General features: G+C 58.5%; 24 protein-coding genes. 19 read left to right on the top strand and 5 right to left on the bottom strand.

Annotated features, from left to right (window positions below; genetic code table 11):
* Window positions 1–236 precede the first annotated feature (236 nt).
* A complete protein-coding gene (gene yihA / locus AC07RZ_RS11415; protein WP_144740188.1) occupies window positions 237–956 on the bottom strand; it encodes a ribosome biogenesis GTP-binding protein YihA/YsxC in 720 nt (239 codons plus the stop codon).
* A gap of 199 nt (window positions 957–1,155) precedes the next feature.
* Between yihA and AC07RZ_RS11410 the strand changes: the two genes are divergently transcribed.
* The 6 genes from AC07RZ_RS11410 (at window position 1,156) to msrQ (ending at window position 7,674) form a co-directional block, all read left to right on the top strand.
* The gene (locus AC07RZ_RS11410; RefSeq protein ID WP_092394456.1) at window positions 1,156–1,821 is read left to right on the top strand and encodes a c-type cytochrome; all 666 of its coding nucleotides are present in this window, start codon (window positions 1,156–1,158) and stop codon (window positions 1,819–1,821) included.
* Between the two features lie 75 nt (window positions 1,822–1,896).
* Window positions 1,897–4,053 carry a cytochrome c biogenesis protein ResB gene (locus AC07RZ_RS11405; protein ID WP_144740182.1) on the top strand — a complete coding sequence of 719 codons (2,157 nt, stop codon included), beginning with the start codon at window positions 1,897–1,899 and terminating at the stop codon, window positions 4,051–4,053.
* Between the two features lie 63 nt (window positions 4,054–4,116).
* Window positions 4,117–5,262, top strand: coding sequence for a c-type cytochrome biogenesis protein CcsB (gene ccsB / locus AC07RZ_RS11400; protein ID WP_494668008.1), 1,146 nt, complete (start codon window positions 4,117–4,119; stop codon window positions 5,260–5,262).
* Window positions 5,263–5,284: 22 nt separating this feature from the next.
* Entirely contained in the window at window positions 5,285–5,926 is a 642-nt protein-coding gene (locus AC07RZ_RS11395) for an HAD family hydrolase (RefSeq protein WP_254784943.1), read from the top strand.
* Between the two features lie 94 nt (window positions 5,927–6,020).
* Window positions 6,021–7,001, top strand: coding sequence for a protein-methionine-sulfoxide reductase catalytic subunit MsrP (gene msrP, locus AC07RZ_RS11390; protein WP_494668007.1), 981 nt, complete (start codon window positions 6,021–6,023; stop codon window positions 6,999–7,001).
* Window positions 7,002–7,017: 16 nt separating this feature from the next.
* The gene (gene msrQ, locus AC07RZ_RS11385) at window positions 7,018–7,674 is read left to right on the top strand and encodes a protein-methionine-sulfoxide reductase heme-binding subunit MsrQ (RefSeq protein WP_494668006.1); all 657 of its coding nucleotides are present in this window, start codon (window positions 7,018–7,020) and stop codon (window positions 7,672–7,674) included.
* Here the strand turns inward: msrQ and AC07RZ_RS11380 are convergent.
* Genes AC07RZ_RS11380 through lptM form a run of 3 tightly spaced genes read right to left on the bottom strand, consistent with a single transcriptional unit; the run spans window position 7,641 to window position 9,964 of the window.
* Window positions 7,641–8,396, bottom strand: a complete 756-nt coding sequence (locus AC07RZ_RS11380; protein WP_494668005.1) for a transporter — start codon at window positions 8,394–8,396, stop codon at window positions 7,641–7,643. The genes msrQ and AC07RZ_RS11380 overlap by 34 nt on opposite strands.
* Window positions 8,397–8,428: 32 nt before the next feature.
* The gene (gene lysA, locus AC07RZ_RS11375; protein WP_494668004.1) at window positions 8,429–9,715 is read right to left on the bottom strand and encodes a diaminopimelate decarboxylase; all 1,287 of its coding nucleotides are present in this window, start codon (window positions 9,713–9,715) and stop codon (window positions 8,429–8,431) included.
* A 9-nt stretch (window positions 9,716–9,724) separates the two neighbouring features.
* The gene (lptM, locus tag AC07RZ_RS11370; RefSeq protein WP_494668003.1) at window positions 9,725–9,964 is read right to left on the bottom strand and encodes an LPS translocon maturation chaperone LptM; all 240 of its coding nucleotides are present in this window, start codon (window positions 9,962–9,964) and stop codon (window positions 9,725–9,727) included.
* Between the two features lie 41 nt (window positions 9,965–10,005).
* Between lptM and cyaY the strand changes: the two genes are divergently transcribed.
* The 6 genes from cyaY (at window position 10,006) to AC07RZ_RS11340 (ending at window position 15,829) form a co-directional block, all read left to right on the top strand.
* Window positions 10,006–10,332: an iron donor protein CyaY gene (cyaY, locus tag AC07RZ_RS11365; RefSeq protein ID WP_494668002.1), complete on the top strand. Its 327-nt coding sequence runs from the start codon at window positions 10,006–10,008 to the stop codon at window positions 10,330–10,332.
* 307 nt (window positions 10,333–10,639) lie between these two features.
* A complete protein-coding gene (locus tag AC07RZ_RS11360) occupies window positions 10,640–11,704 on the top strand; it encodes a hypothetical protein (RefSeq protein ID WP_494668001.1) in 1,065 nt (354 codons plus the stop codon).
* Window positions 11,705–11,838: 134 nt separating this feature from the next.
* On the top strand, window positions 11,839–12,354 hold the full coding sequence (locus AC07RZ_RS11355) for a hypothetical protein (RefSeq protein WP_254784947.1): 516 nt from the start codon (window positions 11,839–11,841) through the stop codon (window positions 12,352–12,354).
* A gap of 34 nt (window positions 12,355–12,388) precedes the next feature.
* Window positions 12,389–13,522: a DUF2827 domain-containing protein gene (locus tag AC07RZ_RS11350; protein WP_494668000.1), complete on the top strand. Its 1,134-nt coding sequence runs from the start codon at window positions 12,389–12,391 to the stop codon at window positions 13,520–13,522.
* Between the two features lie 28 nt (window positions 13,523–13,550).
* A complete protein-coding gene (locus tag AC07RZ_RS11345) occupies window positions 13,551–14,696 on the top strand; it encodes a DUF2827 domain-containing protein (RefSeq protein ID WP_494667999.1) in 1,146 nt (381 codons plus the stop codon).
* On the top strand, window positions 14,693–15,829 hold the full coding sequence (locus tag AC07RZ_RS11340) for a DUF2827 domain-containing protein (RefSeq protein ID WP_092394491.1): 1,137 nt from the start codon (window positions 14,693–14,695) through the stop codon (window positions 15,827–15,829). Before AC07RZ_RS11345 ends, AC07RZ_RS11340 begins: the two co-directional genes overlap by 4 nt.
* Window positions 15,830–15,891: 62 nt before the next feature.
* Here the strand turns inward: AC07RZ_RS11340 and AC07RZ_RS11335 are convergent, their stop codons facing one another.
* Window positions 15,892–18,270 (bottom strand): penicillin-binding protein 1A, encoded by a 2,379-nt coding sequence (locus AC07RZ_RS11335; RefSeq protein WP_494667998.1) that lies wholly within the window; start codon window positions 18,268–18,270, stop codon window positions 15,892–15,894.
* Window positions 18,271–18,644: 374 nt separating this feature from the next.
* Here AC07RZ_RS11335 and AC07RZ_RS11330 point away from each other — a divergent pair, with 374 nt between their 5' ends.
* The 7 genes from AC07RZ_RS11330 to AC07RZ_RS11300 all read left to right on the top strand — a co-directional run bounded on the left by AC07RZ_RS11330 (window position 18,645) and on the right by AC07RZ_RS11300 (window position 26,751).
* A complete protein-coding gene (locus tag AC07RZ_RS11330; RefSeq protein WP_254784950.1) occupies window positions 18,645–19,724 on the top strand; it encodes a pilus assembly protein PilM in 1,080 nt (359 codons plus the stop codon).
* Window positions 19,724–20,437 (top strand): PilN domain-containing protein, encoded by a 714-nt coding sequence (locus AC07RZ_RS11325; protein ID WP_494667997.1) that lies wholly within the window; start codon window positions 19,724–19,726, stop codon window positions 20,435–20,437. Before AC07RZ_RS11330 ends, AC07RZ_RS11325 begins: the two co-directional genes overlap by 1 nt.
* Window positions 20,437–21,093 (top strand): type IV pilus inner membrane component PilO, encoded by a 657-nt coding sequence (locus tag AC07RZ_RS11320; RefSeq protein ID WP_092394502.1) that lies wholly within the window; start codon window positions 20,437–20,439, stop codon window positions 21,091–21,093. The genes AC07RZ_RS11325 and AC07RZ_RS11320 overlap by 1 nt, the downstream gene beginning before the upstream one ends.
* On the top strand, window positions 21,090–21,638 hold the full coding sequence (locus tag AC07RZ_RS11315) for a pilus assembly protein PilP (protein ID WP_425458247.1): 549 nt from the start codon (window positions 21,090–21,092) through the stop codon (window positions 21,636–21,638). Before AC07RZ_RS11320 ends, AC07RZ_RS11315 begins: the two co-directional genes overlap by 4 nt.
* Entirely contained in the window at window positions 21,635–23,803 is a 2,169-nt protein-coding gene (locus AC07RZ_RS11310) for a type IV pilus secretin PilQ (RefSeq protein WP_494667996.1), read from the top strand. The genes AC07RZ_RS11315 and AC07RZ_RS11310 overlap by 4 nt, the downstream gene beginning before the upstream one ends.
* A gap of 63 nt (window positions 23,804–23,866) precedes the next feature.
* The gene (gene aroKB, locus AC07RZ_RS11305) at window positions 23,867–25,591 is read left to right on the top strand and encodes a bifunctional shikimate kinase/3-dehydroquinate synthase AroKB (protein ID WP_494667995.1); all 1,725 of its coding nucleotides are present in this window, start codon (window positions 23,867–23,869) and stop codon (window positions 25,589–25,591) included.
* Window positions 25,588–26,751 carry a deoxyguanosinetriphosphate triphosphohydrolase gene (locus tag AC07RZ_RS11300; RefSeq protein WP_494667994.1) on the top strand — a complete coding sequence of 388 codons (1,164 nt, stop codon included), beginning with the start codon at window positions 25,588–25,590 and terminating at the stop codon, window positions 26,749–26,751. The genes aroKB and AC07RZ_RS11300 overlap by 4 nt, the downstream gene beginning before the upstream one ends.
* Window positions 26,752–26,826 lie beyond the last annotated feature (75 nt).

Below are 26,826 nucleotides of genomic sequence, written 5' to 3'. Positions count from 1 at the left end.
CGGTTTCTGAGATATCGGGTGGGTGGGAAGCAATTTTGTGGTTTGCTCCGCTAATATTTTCGCCGAAAAATAAAAAAGTCGTGAACTTTTTCGGGTCAGTCCTTCTCCTAGCAATAGGTGCATCATTCGCCTCCCGCTTCCCTCCCTGAGCGGGGCCGTATCGCTTTTGGTGATAAGGCATTGCGCCCTGGAGATATTCCCCTTTCTCCAGGGCTTTTTTATGCTTGGCGCAGTGACTAAACTTCTTCTTCGCCGTCGCCTGCTGCGGCTGCGCCAGGCACTTCGCCGGCGGCGCCAGTCAGGCCGGCCAATTCCAGGATGCGATCATTGGCTTCTTCCAGCCCGTTGCGGTTCAGCGCTGAAAACAGTTGTGCGGTAAACGGCAGCTGCTGGTTGTTTTCATCGACGTAGCTGGCCAGGAAAGTGCGGGCCTGGCGCAACGCGTTGGTCGCATCGTTGCGGTTGAGCTTGTCGGATTTGCTCAAGATGCAATGAATCGGCTTGCCGGTAGGCGCAAACCATTCCACCATTTGCACATCGAGTTCAGTGAACGGCCGGCGCGAGTCGACGATCAGCACCAGCGCCGCCAGCTGCTGGCGGCGGCGCACATAGTCGCCGAGCAATTGCTGCCAGTGCAGCTTGGCCGAACCGGACACTTCCGCATAACCGTAACCGGGCAAGTCGACCAGCAAGGCGCGGATCTCGTCGATCCTGGTTTCATCCTTGCGATGCTGGGCGACGTGGGCGCCGCCTATCGAAAAATAGTTGATGTGCTGGGTACGGCCAGGTGTTTTAGATGCAAAGGCCAGCTTCTTCTGATTGCACAAAAGATTGATGGCGGTCGATTTTCCGGCGTTGGAGCGGCCGGCGAAAGCGATCTCGGGGACTTGCAAAGTTGGCAAGTCTCGAAGATGATTGACCGTGGTAAAGAAGCGGGCTTGCCAAAGTAGGGACATGGGTTGAGCAGAAAATGCGGTAAGGGGAGGCAAAAATGCCGGAAAGCTATTGTACAATAAGGGGTTATGTACTGCTGTTCCGCTTAGCATTACCTTATACGCAGCTGATAGCCTTTGGGAGCCAGGCGATCGGTTGATGTAGCTTAGCCGGCCAGCTTCGTCGCCACCGAATTCTAAAATCAAGTCTCAGGGTGTTTGAATGAACCGTGCGTTTTTTCCAGTAGTGACATCTTTCTTCGTTGCAGTGCTCGCGCTTTCCTCCGTTGCCCATGCAGCGGATGCGCCAAAAGCCGGGCCTGCCAAAGCGGATCCAGCCAAGGGCGAAGCACTGTATACCAATGGCGACGCAGCGCGCAACATTACCGCCTGCGTTTCTTGCCATGGCGCAGCGGGGGCCTCGACCATCAGCACCAACCCGAAGCTGGGCGGCCAGCATGCGGCATACATCCACAAGCAATTGACGAATTTCCAGGGCGCAGACCGGAACAATCCGATCATGTCGCCGCTGGCCAAAGTGCTGACCGACGATGAAATGAAAAACATCGCAGCCTACCTGGATGCGCAGCCGGCCAAGCCGGGCGCCGCCAAGGACAAGGATACGCTGGAACTTGGCAAGAAGATTTATCGCGGCGGGATCGCCGAAAAGAGCGTTCCGGCCTGCGCCGGCTGCCACAGCCCGAACGGCGCCGGCATCCCGGCGCAGTTCCCGCGCGTCGGCGGCCAGCACCAGGACTACACTGTGACCGAGCTGACCAACTTCCGCAATGGCACCCGCAAGAACGGCCCGATGATGGCGACCATCGCCAAGCGCATGTCGGATGATGAAATCAAGGCAGTTGCAGACTACATCGCTGGATTGAGATAAAAATAATAAGAAAAGTGTGTGAATTCAGGGGTGGCCTAGGCCGCCCCTTTTTCTTTTCAAAGAGACAAATTGGCTATGAGCACTGGTAACGAAATCAAGGTTGACGAGATAACTACTGCGGGAATCCAGCTGAAGACCAGCCGGCGCTGGCTGGCCGACGCGGTGGAATTGTTGTCGTCGATGCGGTTTGCCATCAGCTTGCTGACGATCATCGCGATCGCCTCGGTGATCGGCACGGTGCTCAAGCAGAACGAGCCGATGCCGAACTACGTCAACCAGTTCGGCCCGTTCTGGTTTGAAGTGTTCGGCAAGCTGGGTTTGTACGCGGTGTATTCGTCCTGGTGGTTCCTGCTGATCATGACTTTCCTGGTGATTTCGACCTCCCTGTGCATCGTGCGCAATGCGCCGAAGATGCTGAAGGACGTGCGCAGCTGGCGTGAAAACGTGCGGGAACAATCGCTGCGCAATTTCCATCACAAGTCCGAATGGACTTCGGCCACGGCGCCGGCCGTGCTGGCCCGGCAGCTGGCGGCGCGGATTGCCGCCAAGGGCTACAAGACCAAACTGGTGGCCAAAGACAACGCCACCCTGATCAGCGCCAAGCAAGGCGCCGCCAACAAATGGGGCTACATCTTTGCCCATAGCGCGATCGTGATCATCTGCATCGGCGGTTTGCTGGACTCCGACCTGCCGATACGCGCCCAGCAATGGCTATACGGCAAAACACCGTTTAACGGCAGCGGCGTCATCGCCCAGATCCCGGAAGAACATCGCCTGGGGCTGGGCAATCCTACCTTCCGCGGCAATACGCTGATTCCCGAAGGTTCCGCCAGCAGCACCGCCATCATCCCGCAGAAGGACGGCGTGATGATCCAGGATCTGCCGTTCACGATCCAGCTCAAGAAATTCATCATCGATTTCTACAGCACCGGCATGCCCAAGCTGTTTGCCAGCGAAGTCGTGATCCGGGATAACGCCGACGGCCATACTTTCCCAGCCACCATCAAGGTCAACCAGCCCTTGATCTACAAGGGCATCGCGGTCTACCAGTCGAGTTTCGAGGACGGCGGCAGCAAGCTCAAATTGACTGCGTACCCGATGGCCGGCAGCAGCCAGGCCACCTTTCCGGTGAGCGGCGAGGTCAACGGCAGCACGCCCTTAGCCAATAACGGTAATACCGACTATACGATTGAGTGGTCTGGTTTCCGTCCGTTTAACGTGGAAAATATGGCGCAGTCGGGTGACGATTTGCGCGCCGTGACCAAATCCAAGAGCCTCAACCAGCGCCTGAGCGACGATTTGAGCAACCACCTGGGCAACGCGGCAAAAAGCGCCAACAAGAAGGATTTGAGGAATGTCGGCCCGAGCGTGCAATACAAGCTGCGCGACAAGACCGGACAGGCGCGCGAGTTCAGCAATTACATGCAGCCGATCAAGGTCGACGATGCCTACGTGTTCCTGGCCGGGGTGCGCGACACGCCGGACGAGCCGTTCCGCTATTTGCGCATTCCCGCCGATGACGAGGATACCGTGCAAGAGTGGATGCGCATGCGGGCGGCGCTGCTGAATCCCGAATTGCGCCAGGCGGCGGCGCATCGTTACGCGCAGCGCGCGATTCCCGAAAGCCGCGAGGGCATCGCCACCCTGCGCGTGCAGCTGGAGCAGTCGGCCATGCGCGGCTTGTCCTTGTTCGCCGGCAGCGACAAGCAAGCCGGCGGACAGGCCGGCTACCTGGCGATATCCAGGTTCCTGGAACAGGTGCCGCCGCAGGAACAGGAAAAGGCCGCCGACATCTTCATGAAGATCCTCAACGGCAGCATGTGGGACCTGTGGCAAGTTGCGCGGGAGAAAGATGGATTGAAAGAACTGCCGGCCGATGAAAAGCATGCGCGCTTCCTGCAGCTGGCCACCAATGCGCTGTCGGATGCAAGCTTCTATAATGCGCCTGTATATCTGCAAATGACCGGTTTTGACGAGATCAAGGCATCGGTGTTCCAGGTCACCCGCTCGCCGGGCAAGAAGGTGGTATACCTGGGCTGCCTGCTGCTGGTGCTGGGCGTGTTCTCGATGTTGTACGTGCGTGAACGCAGGCTGTGGGTATGGATCCGTCCCGACCAGGATGCGGCAGGGCAGTCGCATGCATTGATGGCGATGAGTTCGCAGCGCAAGACGCTGGATTTTGAAAAAGAATTTGAAGTGTTGAAAACACAATTAAAGCAGTCGGAAGCATAGGCAGGCATAGAGTAAAGTCCCGTTGCGCCCCAGGCGCCATGGCGGGACGACATGGAGAAAATGATGGAATTGACGCAAACGTATTCCCCTCCCGGCAGTTTTATCAAGCGGCTGTCGGTGGTCGACTGGCTGTTTGCCGTCGCGCTGGCGGCGGCTTCGCTGTTCGCCCTGAACCGCTACGGCAGCCACATGGACTACTACGAAAAAGGCGTGCTGCTGCTGGCCGCGCCGACATTCACCTGGCTCGGCTGGCACTGGAAATCGGTGCGCTGGCTGATGGCTTTGCTGGCGGTGCTGTCGCTGTCGGCCATCGCCATGTATGGCGGCGTGCTAGACATGGCCAACCAGAAGTTTTTCCTGAAATACATGCTCTCCAGCCAGTCGGCGATCCTGTGGATGAGCACGCTGTTTTTCCTCTCGACCCTGTTTTTCTGGGGCGGCCTGATCACGCGCTCCGGCTTTGGCGCATCGATCGGCTCCAAGCTGTGCTGGGCCGCGGTGGTGATGGGTTTTACCGGCATGCTGGTGCGCTGGTACGAGTCCTACCTGATCGGCGCCGATATCGGCCATATCCCGATTTCCAACCTGTATGAAGTGTTCGTGCTGTTCAGCCTGATCACCGCCCTGTTTTACCTGTACTACGAACAGCACTACCGCACCCGCCAGCTGGGCGCTTTCGTGCTGCTGGTGATCTCGGCCGCGGTAGGTTTCCTGCTGTGGTACATGGTGTCGCGCGACGCCGCGGAAATACAGCCGCTGGTGCCGGCGCTGCAGAGCTGGTGGATGAAAATCCATGTGCCGGCCAACTTCATCGGCTACGGCACGTTTGCCTTGTCGGCGATGGTGGCGGTGGCGTACCTGCTGAAATCGCATGGCTACCTGGCTGACCGCCTGCCGGCGCTGGAAGTGCTGGATGATGTGATGTACAAGGCGATTGCGGTCGGCTTCACCTTCTTTACCATCGCCACCATTCTCGGCGCCCTGTGGGCGGCAGAAGCCTGGGGCGGTTACTGGTCATGGGACCCGAAGGAAACCTGGGCGCTGATCGTCTGGCTCAACTATGCGGCCTGGCTGCACATGCGCCTGATGAAGGGATTGCGCGGCCAGGTTGCGGCATGGTGGGCGCTGATCGGCTTGCTGGTGACGACTTTTGCTTTCCTCGGCGTGAACATGTTCCTGTCCGGCCTGCATTCGTACGGGGAATTGTGATCAGATGGCGAAGCTGGAAAACATGGCTGTAGATTTAGTGATTTTTGATTGTGACGGTACGCTGGTCGACAGTGAAACGGTGGCCACCGATGTGATGGTGGATTACCTGGACGAGCTGGGCATGCAGCTGTCGGCCGAAGTTGCCTTGGCGCGCTTCAAAGGCGGGCGGATGGCGGATTGCGTGGCCGAGCTGGAGCAGATGTTCGGCCGCTCGCTGCCGGCCGATTTCACCAAGGTCTTGCGCGACCGCATCGCGCCTGTGCTGCAGCAGCGCTTGCAGCCGATCGAAGGTGCGCTGGAACTGGTGCAATCGCTGAAAGTGCCGTTTTGCATGGCCTCCAACGGCCCTTTGCACCAGATCAAGGTGTCGCTCAGCGTCACCGGCCTGTGGCCCTATTTCGAAGGGCGCATCTTCAGCGCCTACGAAGTCGGTTCCTGGAAGCCTGCGCCGGACTTGTTCCTGCACGCCGCCAGGACCATGGGTGCCGAGCCTGCCCGCTGCGCGGTGGTCGAGGATAGCCTGCCGGGCGTGCAAGCGGGCGTTGCCGCCGGCATGCAGGTGTTTGCCTTGCAGGCGGAGCAGGTCGAAGCGGAACTGCCGAAACAAGCCAAAGTGATTTCCCGGCTGGCGGAGCTGCACGAGCATATCAATATCGCCGGGTAAATCGTGCCGGCAGATTTTCGGCTTGCCCTTGTAAGGAATCGTCGGCTGGCCTGACTAAACATCGTTAGCCTCAACAATTTTGCCGGAGATGCATATGCCGCTTTATCGTCGCCCCAACGGAATTGATCTCCCGTTTTCTTCAGAAATCACGCCACGCGAAGTATTTGAATCGCGCCGCAGCTTCATGCGGCAACTTGCCGTAGGCGCGGCAGGTGCGGGCGGTTTGCTGGAATTGTCGGCGGGCGACGCCTGGGCCCAAGCCAGCGGCGCCCAGAAACTGGCGGCAAAGGCCAATCCTGCGTATGTGGTGATGGACAAGGCGACGCCTTTCAAGGACGCCACCACCTATAACAATTTCTACGAGTTCGGCACCGAGAAAACCGATCCTGCCGAAAATGCGGGGACATTGAAAACGCGGCCATGGACCATTGCCATCGAGGGCGAGGTCAAGAAGCCGCTGACCCTGGATATCGACAGCCTGCTGAAACTGGCGCCGCTGGAAGAGCGCATCTACCGCCTGCGCTGCGTCGAGGGCTGGTCGATGGTGATTCCATGGATCGGCTATTCCCTGTCTGCATTGATCAGGAAAGTGGAGCCGACCGGCAACGCCAAGTATGTTGAATTCACGACGCTGGCCGACAACCGCCAGATGCCGGGCTTGCGAGCGCCGGTGCTGGAATGGCCGTATATCGAAGGCTTGCGCATGGATGAAGCCATGCATCCGCTGGCCTTGCTGGGTTTCGGCATGTACGGCCAGGTGCTGCCGAACCAGAATGGCGCGCCGGTGCGCATGGTGCTGCCCTGGAAGTACGGCTTCAAGTCGGCCAAGTCGATCGTCAAGATCCGTTTCCTGAAGGAGCAGCCGCGCACGGCATGGAATATCGCCGCCGCGCGCGAATACGGTTTCTATTCCAACGTCAATCCGGACGTCGATCATCCGCGCTGGTCGCAAGCCACCGAACGCCGCATCGGCGAAGACGGTTTCTTCACCAAGAAGCGCAAGACCCTGATGTTCAACGGCTACAACGAGGTTGCCCCGCTGTATGCCGGCATGGATTTGAAGAAGTTCTTCTAGGTCGGGAATGCGCAGCATGTTCAATCCGACACCCGGGCAATTCAAATTCCTGAAAGCCTTCCTGTTCGCACTGGCGTTGCTGCCCGCGGCGCGGCTGCTGCTGTTCGGTTTTACCGGTCGCCTGGGCGCCAACCCCATCGAATTCATCACGCGCAGCAGCGGCGACTGGACGCTCTATTTTATTTGCATCACTTTGGCGGTGACGCCGCTGCGGCGATTCACCAGCTGGAACTGGCTCGTCAAATTGCGGCGCATGCTGGGTTTGTTCGCCTTCTTTTATGCCTGCCTGCATTTCACGACATTCCTCTGGTTCGATCATTTCTTCGATGTCGGAGAGATGCTCAAGGATGTCGTCAAACGCCCGTTCATTACCGTCGGCTTCATTGCTTTCGTCCTGCTGGTACCGCTTGCGCTGACCAGCACCAACGGCATGATCCGCCGCCTTGGAGGCAAGCGCTGGCAATGGCTGCATCGCAGCTTGTATTTGGTTTCGATGCTGGGCATCCTGCATTTCTGGTGGATGCGCGCCGGCAAGCACAATTTTGAAAAGCCGATCGTGTTCGGGACTATCGTTGCCGCGTTGCTACTGGTGCGCGTGTACTTCACCCTGCGCAACCGCAGCAGCCAGCGGGCCGCGCTTCAGAAGCGCCAGGTCACGCCGACGCCGAGCTGACGCTGGGTTTGCGCTGCGCAGGCGCCGCAGCCGAGGCCGAATTTGATGCCGGCGTCGAGGTCAAGGTTGGGATTGGGTGAATAGATCACGCCGGTCAAGATGAAACCGGGATTGCTGCTGCTGTGGCGGTCGCCGCTGCTGTCGCTGGCGCGTTCGGTATTGCTGACGATGCCGGTGTCGAAGGCCAGGCTCCACTTCGGATTCACCGCATATAGGGCAGAAGCAGAAGCGCGCCAGACCACGCTGCGGTTGGCTTGCTGGTCGGCCAGCAAGCGATAGCGGTTGTAATAGGCCGCCAGGTTGCCGCTGAATGCCCAGGAATCGATCTGGTAGCTGCCGATCAGCGTCAAGGACATGCTGCCGCGGCCGTGGCCCAGTCCCCGGTTCGGATCGCCGCTGGGCAGCGTCAATTCCGGTTTAAGGCCAAGGCTGAAATCGCCATTCTCGAACAGGTGCCATTTGACGCCTAGCGCGACGTCATTGATGCCGGATGGACTCGATAGCGTCGCCGGCGGATTGGCATACACGTCGAGATTTTTCAGCAAGCCGTAGGTGTAGGTGAAATTCACCACGTGGCTGTGGATGGCATCCTGGCGCAGCCAGTCAGTGTTCAATTCGACCTGGTGGTTGCCGCTGTCCTGGGTGCTGGTATCGTCGGTCACCAGAGGATGGGCGGCGTGCGCGGCCTGGATCAGGAAACAGGAAGATATGGCGCTGAGCATGAACTGTCGCATAGTCTTCCTGCGCCCTTGGCTTAAGGCGATATGAGCGATTCCAGGGCAAACAGGTCGGCTGGATTTTCGCGCCGGCGGATCAGGTGCACCTGGGCGCCGTCCACCATCACTTCAGCCGCGCGCCCGCGCGTATTGTAGTTGGACGACATCGTCATGCCGTAAGCGCCGGCCGACATCAGCGCCAGCAGGTCGCCTGCTTCGATCGCCAGCGAACGGGAGCGCGCCAGCCAGTCGCCCGACTCGCATACCGGCCCGACCACGTCATACACCTGCGCTTCCGTGCTGCGCTGGCTGACGGTCTGCACGCCGTGCCAGGCCTCGTACAATGCAGGCCGCATCAAGTCGTTCATGGCAGCATCCACCACCGCAAAATTCTTGGCTTCGGAATGCTTCAGGTACTGGACTTCGGTCAGCAGGATGCCGGCATTGCCGACGATCGAACGGCCCGGCTCAAACATCACTTTGATCGGCGCGCCCTGGTATTTTTCTTCGCGCCAGGCATTGATGCGGGCAAACAGGCGGGCCAGGTAGTCGCCGATCACGACCGGCTGTTCATCGTCATAGGTGATGCCGATGCCGCCGCCGATATCCAGGTGGTGCAAATGAATGCCTTCGCCGGCCAGCTGGTCCACCAGCTCGATCAGCTTGTCCAGCGCTTCCAGCATCGGCGCGTCGTCCAGCAGCTGCGAACCGATATGGCAATCGATCCCGGCCACATCGATATGCGGCAGCGCGGCGGCGGTGCGGTAGCAGGACAGGGCGTCGTCATACGCCACGCCGAATTTGTTTTCCTTGAGGCCGGTCGAGATGTAAGGGTGGGTCTTGGCGTCGACGTCGGGGTTGACGCGCAGCGAGATGGCCGCGCGTTTACCCATGGCGCCGGCGACTTCGTTCAGGCGGTGCAGTTCCGGAATCGATTCCACGTTGAAGCAGAGGATGTCGTGCGACAGGGCCAGGCGCATTTCCTCGCGCGATTTGCCGACGCCGGAAAAAATCACCTTGGACGGATCGCCGCCGGCAGCGATTACGCGCAATAATTCGCCTCCCGAGACGATGTCGAAACCGGAGCCGAGCTGGTTCAGCAATTGCAGCACCGCCAGGTTGGAATTGGATTTGACCGAATAGCAGATCAGTGCGCCGTCTGCTTCACGGCTGTGTTGTTTGCAGGCGTTCGCGTAAGCTGAAAAATTGGCTGTCAGCGCGGCCTTGGAGTAGACATAGGTAGGGCTGCCAAATTGCTGCGAAATAGCGGTTAGCGCGACGTTCTCAGCGTGCAGGACGCCATTCTTGTATGAAAAATACGACATAGGAGCAGCTTATTTGGTGGTGGCGGGTGTTGTTGGCATGTCTACGGCTTCCGGCCGCGCGGGAGTCATGGTTTCATCAGATGTCGCCGGAGCAACATTTGGCTTGGCCGGCGCGGTTCTGACGATAGGCGGCGGCAGCTTGGCCGGCATGAACAGCGGGCCTTTCTGGCCGCACGCAGCCAGGCTGAGCGTAGCGGCGGCCACGGCGACGATCATGGGAATACGCGGCAAATCAAAAATGGGCTTCACGGATTAGAATCACAGTTTAACGAAATGGATTGGAGTGTAGCATGACAGAATCAGAATTCCTGGCTGCGGCAGAAGCTGCCTTGGGCAAGATCGAGACGGCGCTGGAGCAGGCTGCCGACCATACCGACCTGGATGTGGAGTGCAGCCGCAGCGGCAATGTGCTGGAGATTGAATTTGTCGACAATGGCAGCAAGATTATCGTCAACAGCCAGGCGCCGATGCAGGAATTGTGGATTGCGGCCAAATCCGGCGGCTTCCACTACCGGCAACAGGGAGATGCCTGGGTTAACACGCGTGACGGCTCAGAGTTCTTTGCTGCCTTGTCGGCCATGATCAGTTCCCAGGGCGGGGTGTCGATAACGCTGTAAGTTTTTATTGGCGGAGACGCTGGACGAGAGATTTTCCAGGCTGCATTTGTCGTAAGATATGAACAATACAATATTATTTTGATACCGGTTTGCTTTTGGGCTGGGAGAAAACTGTATCAAGGAGAGTTGTTCAACGCTTCTCAACCATCGATAGCCACCAATGAACACGATGATAATCAGGGATTCGGAAGAACCAAATGATTGGCGCGGTAGCTTTGCCTGCAGCGAGGCAAGCAGCTGTCGATCCCCATCGAGGCGGATGCGGGCTGGCCTGAACACCGTTCTTTTACTTGGCGCATTGCTATCCATGACGAAGCCGGCCGAGGCCGCCAATGTTCCCGCCGCTGTCAGCGCAGCCAACCTGAACAATCCGGTGGGCAGTAATGTGGCTGAAACACCCAGGCACTGGATTGCCGATACCAGCAATGGCTGTAAAGTATGGAGCCCGGAGCCGGTCGCCGAGGGCATTACTGCGCGCTGGAGCGGGGGCTGCGAGAACGGCCTGGCGCAGGGACCGGGAACGGTGCGCTGGATGAGCAACAACAAGCAGGTGGCAGAGCTGACAGGCGCCATGGAGCAAGGAAAAATGCGTGGCCGTACTACCGGTGTTGAAGAGCCGGGCAACCGCTTTGACGGCATGTTCATCGATTCGCTGCCGGAAGGCGAGGGCAAGGCCAGCTTTGCCGATGGCACTACTTATAGCGGGATATGGCATCGCGGCCGTCAGCTGGGCTATGGAATCATGACTTTCCCCCCTGCCCACCCGCAGTACCAGGAGATGCTGAACAACGGTAAAGGCAGGAAAGCGGAGAATGGCATTTACGTGCTGCGCGGCTGGTGGGAGGGTAAAACCTTCGTGATCCCATGCGATAGTGAAGAAGAATGTGAAAAGGCCGTGGTGGCCTTGATGAAGCGTGAGCAAGCCGCCGCAGCAGCCAAGGCCGGTGCCCCTGCGGCCCCTGCGCCGGGGCCGACGGTTGCTCCTGCTGCAGAGCCTGTCGCCGCGCCCGTAGTGCCGGCGCCCACACCGGCCATTCCCGCCATGGCCCCTGCGGTAACGGTGCCGGAGCTGCCCCCCATGGAGCCGGTTACCCCCGCCGCGGAACCTGTCCCGGCAACACCGGCACCCGGCGCGCCTGATGTCGAGCCGGCGCCTGCCGCAACGGCGCCAAATCCCGGACCGCCTGTCGCGGAGCCCGCCGCCATGCCGCCGATGTCAGCGCCGGCAATTCCCGCCGCCGAGCCTGGCGAGCCTGTGCCGCAGGTCGCCCCCGATACGGTGCCTGCTGTCATGCCGGCGCCTGAGGCAACAACGCCCGCTACCACGGATGCCGGACCTGGCGTTCCGCTTTTTACAAACGGATCTAGCTGATGATGCATGCACCACATATTTTGAAAGCAGGCGAACCAAGTGATTCAACCAGTCCATCAAGGACATGCCGGCGGCCATGGGCGGCATTGTTTTGTACCGCTCTTATATTGACGATGCCGGCCGCACACGGGCAAATGAAATCCGACCTGCCTGGCGCCAAGGCCGCTGCCGCAGCGCCGAAGAACTTGCTGGCGGAAGCAGCGCGCAGCGTCGGCGTCAAGCAATGCCAGCCAGCCGTCACGCGCTTGTCGGCGCTGGCTATCAACGGCACCAGTGCCCACGATGTGCTGGTGGACTGGGACCGCGCCCACCCGGATCGCGGGCCGTTCTTTTCCCTGACCGGGATCGAATATGCCGGCGCATCGGCGGCAGTATCGATTACGGCGGTGCCGCAGGATGGCGGCGCGTGTTCGGTGGCCGCCGAGCGCATTTCCATCGCGCCGTATTCATGCAAGAGCATTGCCGATACCGAACTGAAAGGCTATAGCGCCACGCCTTTGCTGCCGACTTTCACGGTATATGTGTCGCCGGCCGAGCCAGGCGGTTCGGTCTCTCTGGTGGACTCGCCGCCGGGTTGCCTGATCATCCGGCGCTATGTGCAATACAACTGGACCGAGCAGACAAAAATGGCGGCGCCGGCGCGCAAATGACAAGCACGATACACCCTTAACTTGAATCCAAGACATGAGCACAGGCACCTTGCGTATCGGCATCACCATCGGTTTGCACCAGGAAAACGAATCGCTATGGAACAACGGCATCAAGCAGAATGCCGTATACCTGGCTGAAACTTTAAAACAGTGCCCGAGCGTTGCATCGGTGCATCTGGTGAACACCACCGCGGTTGCCATCACCGCGGCGCTGCCGTGGGACCAGGCGCGCTGGCCGACGGTCACCTTCGAGCAGGCCAAGGACAACCTGGATGTGCTGATCGAACTCGGCGGCCAGGTCAGCGCTGACCAGACTGCCTACCTGAAGACGCAAGACTGCCGCTTGATATCGTACTGCTGCGGATTCGAGTATGTGCATGTGATGCAATCGGTATTGTTCAACCGGCCGATGTGGGGTTACGACCTGTTCGTCAACCAGCGCTACGATGCGATCTGGATGGTGCCCCAGGTCGCCACCAACAGCCAGTCTTACTTTGAAACCCTGCGCCGGCGGCCGGCGCAAGTGGTGCCGTTTGTGTGGGATCCGATTTTCGTCAACCAGCGCAGCCAAGGTTTTGACCATCACGGCGAATATCGCCCGCGCCCCGGCCCCAAGCGGCTGACCGTGATGGAGCCGAATAACGATATCGTGAAATTCTGCATGTATCCGGCATTCATTGCCGAAGAAGCCTATCGGCAGCGGCCGCAAGATATCGAGATTCTGCAGGTCACCAATGCCGAGCGCCTGGCGCGCGAGAGCAAGGAGTTCATTGCAGTGATGAACCAGCTCGATATCGTGCGCCAGCACAAGGCAGTGTTCCTGGGGCGTTTCGATACACCGCAGTTCCTGAGCCAGATGACCGATGTAGTGATTTCCCACCAGATCGAGAATGCGCTGAATTATTTTTATTTCGACGTCTGCTGGCAAGGTTATCCGCTGGTGCATAACGCATATATGTGCAGCGACCTCGGCTACTACTACGAAGGCAATAACGTGAAAGACGGCAGTCGCAGGTTGCTCGAAGTATTGGGTACGCATGACGGCAGCTGGCAGGATTATCTGGCGCGCCAACGGCAGGTGTTGAACCGGTACCTGCCCGGCAGTCCGCAAGTGACGGCGGAATATGAGCGCTTACTGGCTGCATTGCTGGAACAGCCGATTGTATGAACCAATGATTTTCAATCTTTCCTAATTCATGAAAAAAATCAATGTAGGCATCTCCATCTTTCCCGTCCAGGGCGCGCAGCTTTGGTCCAACGGCCTCAACCAGAACCTGGCGTTCCTGGTGCTGCTGTTGCAGCAGAGTCCGCAAGTCGGCCGGGTGTTTTTATTGAACGGCGGCGCGCTTGACCATATGCCCGAGGCGATGGGGTTGAATGGGCTGGAAGCGCCCCTGGTGAAACCGGAGGATGTCACCTTCGAACTTGATGTCGTGATCGAAATGGGCGCGCAATTGCCGCTGGAATGGTTGCGTCACGTGCGCGCGCTGGGCGTCAAGATCATCACTTTTTTTGTCGGCCACACTTATGCCGACAATGCCGAAGCGCCGATGTTCGACCGCCCCAGCGGCCAGATCTTCAACGGCACGCCTTGGCATGAAATATGGACGCTGCCGCAATTCATGAAAAGCAGCGGGCCATTGCTGCGCACCGTGTCGCGGGTGCCGGTGTTTTCCATACCGCACATCTGGTCGCCGCTGTTTATCCAGCAGCATGTCGATGTGGTTGAAAAAGGCGGCCATCAATTCGGTTACCAGGCCAGGACCGGCGCCGACCGCCCTGGCTGGCGCACGGCGATTTTCGAACCGAATATATCGGTCGGCAAAAACTGCTTTATCCCGATGCTGGTATGCGAGCAGGCTTACCGCCTGGACCAGCGCTCGGTGAGCATGATGATGGTCATGAACACGGTGCATATGAAAGAGCATCCAACCTTCAACCGTTTCGCCATCAATCTCGATCTGACCAAGCACCATAAGGCCAGTTATGAGCCGCGCGTGGCGTTTGTCGAATGCATGGCGCAGCAGAAGATGGATGCCGTGGTCTCGCACCATTGGGAGTGGGGTTTGAATTACCTGTATTACGACACCCTCTACGGGGGCTATCCGCTGATACATAATTCGGAATATCTGAAGGCCGGCGGCGTCGGCATCTTTTATCCCGATTTCGAAGCCAGCGCCGGCGGCCATGCCTTGCTCGACGCCTGGAACCAGGAACCGGAATTCTGGGACGATTATAAAAAAGCGGGAGCCGCCTACCTGAGCAAGCTCGATCCGGTACGCCCCGAGAATGTGGAAGCATTTGTGAAAAGACTACAGCACACCACGGAGGGGCAGGCATGAACCACCCTCTGCCACAACGCAAGCTGCGCGTCGGAGTGACGCTGTATGTGCGTCCCGGACCGCAATCGATCTGGGAAAACGGCATCTTCCAGAACTGCGCGTTCCTGGTGCAGCTGTTCAACCAGTCGCCGGCGGTCGAACGCGCAGTGCTGGTGCTGGACGGCCAGACCGACCAGGTCAACGACGCCATGATGATGGGCGACCTGGGAATCGACATGATCGGCCTGGAACAGGCCATGGAAACCCTGGACGTCGTGATTGAAATGAGCGCCCAGCTGAACGAAGACTGGGTCAGGAGATTCCGCGAGCGCGGCGGGCGTTACGCCTGGATGCGGGTCGGCAACGACTACGTGATCGACGTTGAACGCGCAATATTCGACAAACCGCATGGCGGGCTGTGCAGCGACAAGCCCTACGATGCAGTGTGGACCTTGCCGGAGTACCTGCGCAGCTGCAAGGATTATTTCAGCCTGACGGCGCGGGCGCCGGTGCACATCGTGCCGCACCTGTGGACGCCGCTGTTCTTTGCAAAAGGCATCGCTACCTTGCCCAGCCATCTCAGCTATGGCTACCAGCCGGGCAAGCCGCGCTGGCGGGTGTGCAGTTTCGAGCCGAACGTCTGCATGGTCAAAACCTCGCTGCTGCCGATGCTGGCTTGCGAAGAGGCATATCGTGCGCAACCGGGATTCTTGCAGCACCTGAGCGTCTGCAACACCTTGCATCTGAAAGAGCACCTGAAGTTCTCGCAGTTCGCGCGTGCATTGGATGTGGTGAATCACGGCCTGGCGTCTTTCGAAGGGCGCTTCGCGGTGTACGAGTTCATGGCCAATTATGGCGACTGCATCATTTCGCATCACTGGGAAAACGGCCAGAACTACCTGTACTACGAGGCTTTGTACGGCGCCTATCCGCTGATCCACAATTCGGAATTCATCAAGGACTACGGCTACTATTACCCTGAGTTCGATTCTTTCGCCGGCGGCCAGGCGGTACTGCAGGCGTTTGCCACGCACGACGCGCAGTTGGAGGATTACCGGCGCCATGCGCAGACCTTGCTGCGTACGCTGGATGTGAGCTTGCCGGAGAATATTGAAATCTATACCCGGCGCTTGCTGGACCTGTATTCGAATTGAAAAAGGCTTCCCTGGATTGCCAGGGAAGCCTTTTTGTCTGTCCGGCCGCCTGCCCGGTTTGATCAGAACAATTCGTTCTTGACTTCGTCCCTGGCTTTTTCTTCTTCCGTCGGCGCTGTGGTGCCGACGCCGAGGCTTTGGGTGGCGATGCCAGGCGGGTATTCCGCGTAATAATATTCACCGCCGGAATGGACCAGGCCTTCCGGCACCGCGCGCTCTTCTGTCGGCACGCCTTTCAATGCCTGCTGCATGAAGCTGATCCAGATCGGCAGCGCCAGGCCGCCGCCGGTTTCCTTGTCGCCCAAGGTGCGCGGCTGGTCGTAGCCCATCCAGCCGACCGCCACCAGCGACGGCTGGTACCCGGCAAACCAGGCGTCCAGCGAGTCGTTGGTGGTGCCGGTCTTGCCGGCCAGGTCGGTACGGTTGAGCGACAGCGCCTTGACCGCGGTGCCGTAGCGCACCACGTCGCGCATCATGCTGTCCATCATGAAGGCATTGCGCGGGTCGATGATGCGGTTGGCTTCATCGCCTGCGGTTTCCGGATGCACCTGCGACAATACGTTGCCGTTGGCGTCAGTAATCTTGCTGATGATGTAGGGACTGACCTTGTAGCCGCCATTGGCAAATACCGCATAGCCGCCCACCATTTGCAGCGGCGTCACCGCGCCGGCGCCCAGGGCCAGGGTCAGGTAGGGCGGATTTTTGTCAGCATCAAAGCCGAAACGCGTCACATATTCCTGTCCGTATTTGGCGCCGATCTTGTCCAGGATGCGCACCGAGACCACGTTCTTCGACTTGGTCAACGCCTTGCGCATGCTCATCGGACCTTCATATTTGTTGCCGTAGTTCTTCGGCTGCCAGATCTGGCCGCCGGTCTGGCCGCCGCCATAGCTGAGCGGCGCATCATTGATGATGGTGGCCGGCGACAAGCCCTTTTCCAGCGAGGCGGAATAAATGAAGGGTTTGAACGACGAGCCCGGCTGGCGCCAGGCCTGGGTGACGTGGTTGAATTTGTTGCGGTTGAAATCGAAGCCGCCGATCAGGGCGCGGATGGCGCCATCCTTGGTGTCGGCCGCGACAAAGGCCGATTCCACCGCCGGCATCTGGGTAATGGTCCAGTTTTTACCTTCCAGCATGACGCGGATGATGGCGCCGCGCTTGACCTTGCGCTGCGGCGGCGCTTTGTCGCTCAGCAGGTTGGTGGCGATGCCCAGGCCGGTTCCGCTGATGCTGATTTCCTGGCCCGAGGACAGCACCGCGCGCACCAGCTTCGGGTTTGCCTCCAGCACCACCGCAGCGACGATTTCATCGCTGTCGGGATGGTCGGCCAGCTCCACTTCGATCGCATCTTCAGCCTCTTCCTTGGTGCCGTCGGGGATCTCCATGTAACCCTCGGGGCCGCGGTAGCCGCGCCGCTTTTCGTAGTCCATGACGCCACGGCGCAGTGCTATATACGCCGCGTCCTGGTCTGCCTTGGTGATGGTGGTGAAGACGTTGAGTCCAAGCGTATAAGTATTTTCCTTAAATTGTTCGTACACCAGCTGCCGTGCCATTTCAGCGACGAATTCGGCGTGGATGCCGAATTCGCTGGCGCCGGTCTTGATGTGCAAGGCTTCATTCTTGGCCTGTTCATACTGCGTCGGGCTGATGTAGCCCAGCTGCAGCATGCGCAGCAGGATGTACTGCTGGCGCACCGTCGCCCGTTTCGGATTGACGACCGGATTGTTGGCCGACGGCGCCTTCGGCAGGCCGGCCAGCATCGCCGCTTCCGCGGTGGTGATGTCTTGCAGCCGCTTGCCAAAATAGATTTGCGCTGCAGAGGCAAAACCGTAGGCGCGCTGGCCCAGGTAAATCTGGTTCATGTAGACCTCGAGGATCTGGTCCTTGCTCAGGTTGCGCTCGATTTTCCACGCCAGCGGAATTTCATACAGGAATTTGCGCGATGCTTTCTGGAAGAAGGTCGGCTCGTTGCTGGTCAGGAAAAAATTGCGGGCGACCTGCTGGGTGATCGTGCTGGCGCCGCCGCCGCCGCCGCCGCCGGTCAGGTTGGAAAAACTGGCGCGCAAGATACCCTGGTAGTCAACTCCGCCATGCTGGTAAAAACGATCATCTTCAATCGCCAGTACGGCTTTTTTCATGACATCGGGAATCTCGTTGATGTGAACCAGGCTGCGCCGCTCTTCACCGAATTCGCCAATCAGCACGCCGTCGGCCGAAAAAATGCGCAGAGGAATCTTGGGTTTGTAGTCGGTGAGCGAATCGAGTTCCGGCAAATTCGGGTAAGCCATCGCCAGCATCAGGAAAAAAGTTAGGCAGCCGATAACAGCCAGGCCGACAACGATGCCAAAAAAGCCAAGCAGGAGCCGTAGCAGCAGCGGCAAGCGACGGCGCGAAGGAGAGGGGTACTGCTGGGTGTCGCTGGCTGTGTCTGGAGGCGTCATTCGATGCGTTTTATGAAAGATGGATGCCACGCATTATAACGGCACAGCCCTTGGCTCAAAACTTGCTCTGCATCATGCGTTCTTGATGAACCGCAAACTACGTTGCGAAATTCAGACAGAAATTGTCGATAAAAACCAAATTTGGACCGGTGAGGGCGCTATGGAGCGGTTTTTTGCACTACTTGAACAATTTCCCTGTGGAAAATTTCTTTACAGTAGGCCCCTCTTATTGCTACGATTTCACGTTACAAAATTTAACATTGCTGTAAGCCCTGTTTTACAGGTTTTTCCTAACTTCGAGACGGTATCCCGCTAATGCGACCGCCTTGCAGGCAGAATGTTCCCCAAATAATACATACTCGGGAGAAATGCTCTTGGCATTAGATCTTGGATCGCTGATCGGTAAAAAGAACCCGCCTCTGGTGGGGATTGATATAAGCACGTCGGGCGTCAGGCTGGTTGAGCTGTCGGAGACGGGCAAGGATCAATTGCGCCTGGAGCGCTATGCCTCGGAACCGTTGCCGCGCGGCGCGGTGGTGGATGGCAATATTGAAAACATCGAGCAAGTCACGGAAGTGGTGCGGCGGCTGTGGAAAAAAAGCGGCTCGAGCACCAGGTTGGTGGCTCTGGGCATGCCGCCGGCGTCGGTGATTACCAAAAAGATCATCCTGGCCAGCGGCATGCTGGAGGAAGAGCTGGAGATGCAGGTTGAATCCGAAGCCAGCCAATATATTCCATTTGCGCTGGATGAAGTCAGCCTTGATTTTGACGTGATCGGCCCGGCGCAGCATTCGCCGGAGGACGTTGAAGTGCTGCTGGCGGCGACCCGCAAGGAAAAGGTTGAAGACCGGGTGGCGGTGGCGGAGGCAGCAGGCCTCAAGCCGACCGTGATGGATATCGAGTCCTACGCGGCGCGTGCCGCGATCAACCGCATCATCGGGCAGTTGCCGAAAGCCGGGCAGGGGCAGATTGTCGGCCTGTTCCAGATCGGCACCCAAACCACGCATGTGTCGGCCTTGCTGGATGGCCAGCTGATTTATGAGCGCGAACAGCCGTTTGGCGGCAACCAGCTGACCCAGGACATCGTGCGCGCCTACGGCCTCTCGTATGAAGAGGCGGAAACAAAAAAACGCAACAATGACCTGCCTGAAGGCTACGAGCGCGAGATTCTCAATCCGTTCCTTGAGAGCGCTGCGCTGGAAGTCACGCGGGCGATCCAGTTCTTCTTTACCTCGACGCCATATACCCGTCTCGACCAGCTGTTCCTGGCCGGCGGATGCGCCACTATTCCTGGCCTGGTTGAAGTGGTGGCCGGGCGCGCCAAGATTTCCACTTCGGTGGTCAGTCCTTTCACCGGCATGCAACTGGGGCCGAATGTGCGGGAAAAACAATTGCGCATGGATGCACCGTCTTACCTGGTCGCCTGCGGCCTGGCCATGCGGAGGTTTGGCTGATGATCAAGATTAATCTACTGCCGCATCGCGAAGCCAAGCGCAAGCAGCGCAAGAATACTTATTTCGCCATGTTGCTGCTGTCGGCAATCGTGGGCCTGGTAGTGGTGTTGCTGGTCGGCGCGTTCTTCGCCAACAGCATCTCCAACCAGACCGAACGCAATCGTTTCATTACCGCGGAAAACACCCGTCTTGATGGAGAAATCAAGGAAGTCGCCACCCTCAAGCAGGAAATCGAAGCATTGAAGGCGCGCCAGCAAGCGGTCGAGGATTTGCAAAGCGATCGCAACCAGCCCGTGTACCTGATGGATGAGCTGGTCAAGCAGGTGCCGGAAGGGGTGTACCTGAACTCCCTCAAGCAGGAAGGCCAGCGGGTAGCGTTGAACGGTTATGCCCAGTCGAATGAGCGGGTGTCGGAGCTGCTGCGCAACCTGGGTAACAATTCGGCCTGGCTGGAACGCCCTGACCTGATTGAAATCCGTTCCGCCAATATCGGCGGTACTGGCCGCGACAGCAAGCGCGTTTTCGCTTTCACTGTCAATGTCGGCATCAAGCGACCGTCTGACAAGGACGCCAAAGATGCGGCAGGGGCTCCTGCCGCAGGAACGCCTGCCGCAGGAACGCCTGCCGCAGGAACGCCAAAAACGGCGGCAGCTGCTGCAACCGGCGCCGGCGCTGCAACCGCGCCCAAAGCAACCTTGAAAGACGCCAAGTGATGGATATGAATAATTTGAGCGCGTCGCTGAGCGCGCAATTCCGCGGACTGAATGGCCGCCATCCCGGCCAATGGCCGATAGTTCCTCGCGTGCTGTCGGGCGTGGCAGTGTTCCTGCTGGTGCTGCTGGTGGGCTGGTATTTTTACTGGAGCGACCAGCAGGATGAGCTGAACGCCGGCGAACAGAAGGAAGTGCAGCTGAAAGAGCAGTACAAATCAAAGATCCAGCAAGCGATCAACCTGGATGCTTTGCAAAAGCAAAAACTGCAGGTGGCGGATTATGTCGCCACGCTGGAGAAGCAACTGCCTAGCAAAGCCGAAATGGACGCCTTGCTGTCCGATATCAACCAGGCCGGCCTGGGACGCGGGCTGCAGTTTGAATTGTTCAAGCCAGGCCAGGTGGTGGTGAAGGATTACTACGCTGAGCTGCCGATCAATATCAAGGTAACCGGCAATTATCACGATGTCGGCTCATTTGCCAGCGACATCGCTAACCTGCCGCGCATCGTGACCTTGAACAACATGAATCTGACCGCCGGCAAGGATGGGGCGCTGAGCCTGGACGCGATTGCCAAGACCTTCCGCTACCTGGACAAGGACGAAGTGGCGGCGCAGCGCAAGGTCGCCGATACAGCTAAGCAGAAAGGTCAAAAATGACGTTTTTTCGCATTGGGCGTCTGACCCAGGTGACATTTTTTGTCGTATTTATCTCAACTTTGTCAGGTTGTGGTGACAGCGGTATACAAGAACTGAAAGAGTGGATGGCCGACGTCAAGAGCCATACCAAGGTCGGGATACCGAAACTGAGCGAACCGAAGAAGTTCATTCCCTTTACTTATGCCGGTGCGACCAGCATCGATCCCTACAATCCCAGCAAGCTGCTGGTGGCGCTGGCCAAGCTGCAAGGCAAGTCTAACGGCCTGAAGCCGAATATGGACCGGCGCCGTGAAACGCTGGAAAACTATCCGCTGGACACCATCAAGATGGTGGGGACGTTGCAAAAAGTGGGTTTGAGCTATGTCTTGCTGCAAGTCGACAAGACCGTGTTCCAGGCCAAAGTGGGGAATTACATAGGGCAGAATTTCGGCATGGTCACCGGTATCACTGAGTCCGAGGTAATTTTGAAAGAAATCGTACAAGATGCGTCCGGCGAATGGGTCGAGCGCGAAGCCAAGTTAGCGTTGCAGGAGAGCACAAAATGATTGCAGCAGGAAAAAAATTCGTTAACCTGAGCGTGAGCCGGCTGAGCGTGGTTCGGCAAAAAGCCTTGATGTTAGGTGCGCTGCTGTGTTTGCTGGTATCAGGGGCGCCGGCAATGGCGGCGGAAGATAATGCGATCACTTCGATCAACGCTAACCAGCAAGGCAGCAATGTCATTGTCAAGATCAGCTTCAAGCGTCCGCTGGCTACGCAGCCGACGGCGTTTGCCGTGATCAGCCCGGCGCGCATCGCTTTCGATTTCATCGGGGTTGGCAATGCTACCGGCAAGACATCGCAAGACATCAGCATGGGCGACGTGCGCAATGTGGTGGTGGCGCAAGCTGACGACCGCTCACGCCTGGTGTTCAACCTGAAACGTTCTTTGTCGTACGCTACCGCGATGGACGGCAATTCCCTGATCGTCACCATCGACGGTTCTGGCGGCCTGGCGACGCCGGTCAATGCTGCCGGCATGCCGGTACGTCCCGCGGCAGCCGCAGCTGCACCTGTGGCCGCGGCGCCAGCCCCTGCAGCATTGCTGAACGGGAAACCCGCCCTGCGCGATATCGATTTCCGTCGCGGCACCGCGGGTGAAGGCCGAGTTGTGATTGACCTGCCGAATACCCAGGTTGGTGTCGACGTCCGCCAGCAAGGCCAGACAATTGTGGTGGATTTCTTGAAAACCAGCTTGCCGGATGTCTTGCGCCGCAAGCTTGATGTCGGTGATTTTGGTACTCCGGTCAAAACCATCACTACCGTCACGCAAGGTGAAAATGTACGCATGATCATCGAGCCGAAAGGTCTTTGGGAGCAGAGCGCTTACCAAAGCGACAGCCAGCTGGTGATCGAAGTCAAACCGATCAAGGAAGACCCGAACAAGCTGGCACAGGGCGCGCAGGGATATCGCGGCGACAAGCTTTCCCTGAATTTCCAGAACGTGGAAGTGCGTTCGGTGCTGCAGGTGATTGCTGACTTTACCGGCCTGAACATCATTACCAGCGATACCGTCGGCGGCAACCTGACCCTGCGCCTTAAAGATGTTCCTTGGGACCAGGCTTTGGATATCGTGATGCAGGCCAAAGGTCTGGACATGCGCAAGAACGGTTCTGTCATCTGGATCGCACCGAAAGACGAATTGCTGACTAAAGAAAAACTGGAACTTGAGCAGCGTTCGCAAATCGCCGAACTGGAGCCTCTGCGCACAGAGTCCTTCCAATTGAATTATCAGAAAGCTGAAGCCTTCAAGAAAGTGTTCGGGATTGATGATGCCGGCAGTGGGGGCAAGAAAAATAGCATTCTGTCAAATCGTGGCAGTGCTGTGATCGATCCTCGCACTAACCAATTGTTCGTTACCGATACGCCGACCATTCTGCAGAATATCCGCAATCTTGTGCAAAAGATCGATATCGCATCGAGACAGGTCTTGATCGAAGCCCGCATGGTGGAAGCGAATGATGGCTTTAGCCGTAATCTCGGCGCCAAGCTTGGTTTTGGCTTTAATGGCAAAAATGTCACTGCAGGCGGCACTCAAACCGCGACGGCGTCGACTGGCACGCTTCCAATCATAGGAGGAAATTCGGTGAATTTGCCGGCCAATCCTAGCACTGGCACGGCAGGTTCGCTGGCTTTGACTCTGTTCAATTCCGCTGCATCGAAATTCATCAGCCTGGAGTTGTCGGCGCTGGAAGCGGACGGGCAAGGCAAGATCATTTCCAGTCCGCGCGTTGTCACGGCTGACCAGCAGAAGGCTCTGATTGAACAAGGTGTTGAAATTCCATACCAAAATGCCACCAGCAGCGGAGCCACATCGGTTGAGTTCAAGAAAGCTAACCTGAAACTGGAAGTTGTGCCGCAAATCACTCCTGACGGCAATGTCATTTTGACAGTAGATGTGACGAATGACAGCGTCGGCGCCACGGTTCCAGGCGGTGTGGCTATCAATACCAAGCATGTCCAGACCCAGGTCCAGGTTGAAAATGGCGGGACGGTGGTGATTGGCGGTATTTATACCCAGACGATTTCAAACGATATTACTAAAGTGCCACTGCTTGGAGATATTCCGGTTCTGGGTTATCTTTTCAAACAAACGGCAGTTGTTAACAAACGAACTGAATTATTGATTTTCCTGACACCGAAAATCGTCATCGACCGGCTCGCTGGGCATTAATTGCACAGAAGACACCGGCCTGGCGCCGGTGTCTGTATTTTGAGCAAAAGGTTGAGTGGTGAAATGGTGCGGTACACAGGCAATATCTTTCTGGTAGGCCTGATGGGCGCGGGCAAGACTACGGTTGGCCGCGCTCTGGCAAAAAAACTCAACAAGCTATTCATTGATTCGGATCACGAAATCGAGGCGCGTACCGGCGTCTCGATTCCTTTGATTTTCGAGATAGAAGGCGAAGAGAGCTTCCGCCAGCGCGAGACGGAAGTGATACGCGACCTCAGCGGCAGGCGCGGCATCGTGCTGGCCACCGGCGGCGGCGCTGTCATGCGGCCGGAAAACCGCGAATACCTGAAAAACCGCGGCACCGTGATTTACTTGCGTGCCAGCATCCACAACATCCTGCAGCGCACCAGCCGCGACAAGAACCGGCCGCTATTGCAAACAGCCGATCCGCGCCGACGCCTGGAAGAACTGTCACGGCAGCGAGAGCCGTATTATCGCGACGTGGCCGACATTGTCATCGACACTGGCCGACCTAACGTACAATTCCTGGTACACAGTATCCTGAGCCAGCTGGAACTGCTGCCCGACGAGCCTGAAGCAGGATCGGGCACGGTTAGCCAGGCTGGCGCTATCACCCCTATTTCAGCAAATTCTTCCATGAACCAGCAGTCGCCCCCTCCGGCCCCGGCGCCGACCATCACGCTCCAGGTAGAACTGGGCGAGCGCAGCTACCCGATCGAGATCGGACCGTCGCTGCTGAACGACCGTGAGCGGATTGCGCGTCTGATCATCGGCAAGCAGGTCGCCGTGGTGACCAACACTACCGTCGCGCCGCTGTACCTGCAAGGGTTTAGCCAGGCGTTGAAAGACGCCGGCAAGAGCGTGCTGGAAATCGTATTGCCGGATGGCGAAGAAGAAAAGAACTGGGCCAGCCTGATGCAGATCTTCGATCGGCTGCTGAGCGCAAAATGCGGCCGCAAGACGACCTTGATCGCCCTGGGCGGCGGCGTGATCGGCGACCTTACCGGTTTCGCTGCTTCGGCCTACATGCGCGGCGTGCCGTTCGTGCAGATCCCGACCACCCTGCTGGCGCAGGTCGATTCCTCGGTGGGCGGCAAGACCGGCATCAACCATCCGCTCGGCAAAAACATGATCGGCGCGTTCTACCAGCCGCAGGCAGTGATCGCCGATACCATGACCTTGCACAGCCTGCCGGAGCGCGAGCTGTCGGCGGGGCTGGCGGAAGTGATCAAATACGGCGCGGTGATCGACGCCGAATTCTTCAAATGGATAGAGGGCAATATCGGCAAGCTCATGGCGCGCGATAACGTTGCCTTGGCTTACGCCATCCGCCGCTCCTGCGAACTGAAAGCCGACGTGGTCAGGCAAGACGAACGCGAAGGCGGCTTGCGCGCCATCCTGAATTTCGGCCATACCTTCGGCCATGCGATCGAATCCGGCCTGGGCTACGGCAAATGGCTGCATGGCGAAGCGGTTGGTTGCGGCATGGTGATGGCGGCCGACCTGTCGCACCGGCTCGGGCGCATCAGCGCCGTCGACAAGGAACGCGTCAGTGCGCTGGTGCGCGCCGCCGGCCTGCCGACCGAGGCGCCCAACCTCGGCGCCCAGCGCTGGCTGGAGCTGATGCAGGTCGACAAAAAGAACGAAGACGGCCAGATCAAGTTCATCCTGATGAACCCCTTGGGCGGCCATCTGGTCACCGGCGTGCCGCAAGAAGCGCTGCTGGCGACACTGCAGCAGCTAGCCTCGGGAGACTTGCCGCGATGAACCCGGACGCGCTTCTCGCTCAGCCTCTCGCTCCCTATGCCGCACATTCTGCGCTGTCGCGAGGACGCCTGTTCGAGGAAGCGCCGCCCAGCGCCCGCAGCGATTTCCAGCGCGACCGCGACCGCATCATCCATTGCACCGCGTTCCGCCGGCTGGAATACAAGACCCAGGTTTTCGTCAACCATGAGGGCGACCTGTTCCGTACCCGCCTGACCCACAGCATTGAAGTGGCGCAAATCGCCCGTTCGATTGCGCGCAACCTGCAGCTGAACGAAGACCTGGTTGAGGCGATTTCACTGGCCCACGACCTCGGGCACACGCCATTCGGCCATGCCGGCCAGGATGCCTTGAATGACTGCATGGAGGCGCATGGCGGCTTCGAACACAACCTGCAGAGCCTGCGGGTGGTCGACAAGCTGGAGCAGCGCTACGGCGCTTTTGACGGCTTGAACCTGATGTTCGAAACCCGCGAGGGCATCCTGAAGCACTGTTCGCTGGCCAACGCCAAGAAACTGGGCGATATCGGCGAACGCTTCATCCAACGCAAGCAGCCGAGCCTGGAGGCGCAAGTCGCCAACCTGGCCGACGAGATTGCCTACAACAACCACGATGTCGACGACGGATTGCGTTCGGGCCTGCTGACGCTGGAGCAGATGAACCAGATAGATTTTTATGCAACCCACAGCCGCGAGGTCGAGCGGCTGTACCCTGGCCTCGGCGGGCGCCGAGCGATCAATGAAACGGTGCGGCGCATGATCAACGCCTTGATCACCGATCTGATCCAGACCTCGCAGCAGTGCATCCTGGATGCTCGCCTGCAGAGCGTCGACGACGTGCGCAATGCGCCGCCTCTTATTGCATTTTCCGATGGCATGGCGCAACAGGCCGCGCTGCTGAAGCGCTTCTTGCGCGAAAACCTGTACCGCCACTACCTGGTCAATCGCATGACGGCCAAGGCGCGCCGCATCGTCGCCGAACTGTATGCCTGTTTCAGCGCCGAGCCGACCTTGCTGCCGCCCGACTATCAGCTGGGCCAGCCCGGCACGGCAGGAGCAAGCCCGCAGGCGCGCGCGATCGCCGATTACATCGCCGGCATGACCGACCGTTATGCGATACGCGAGCACCGGCGTTTGTTCCTGGTAGACGAAGGCCATCTTTGACATGCGCACCGAAGGGATTTCCGATCCCTTGATCAAAACGCAACAAGTTAGGGTAGACTTTGTCGTTATCCAATC

This window comes from Collimonas sp. GW821-FHT07E08, from assembly GCF_059418905.1.
The sequence above is the reverse complement of the archived record's forward strand: the minus strand, read 5'-3'. Positions and strand labels throughout refer to the sequence as shown.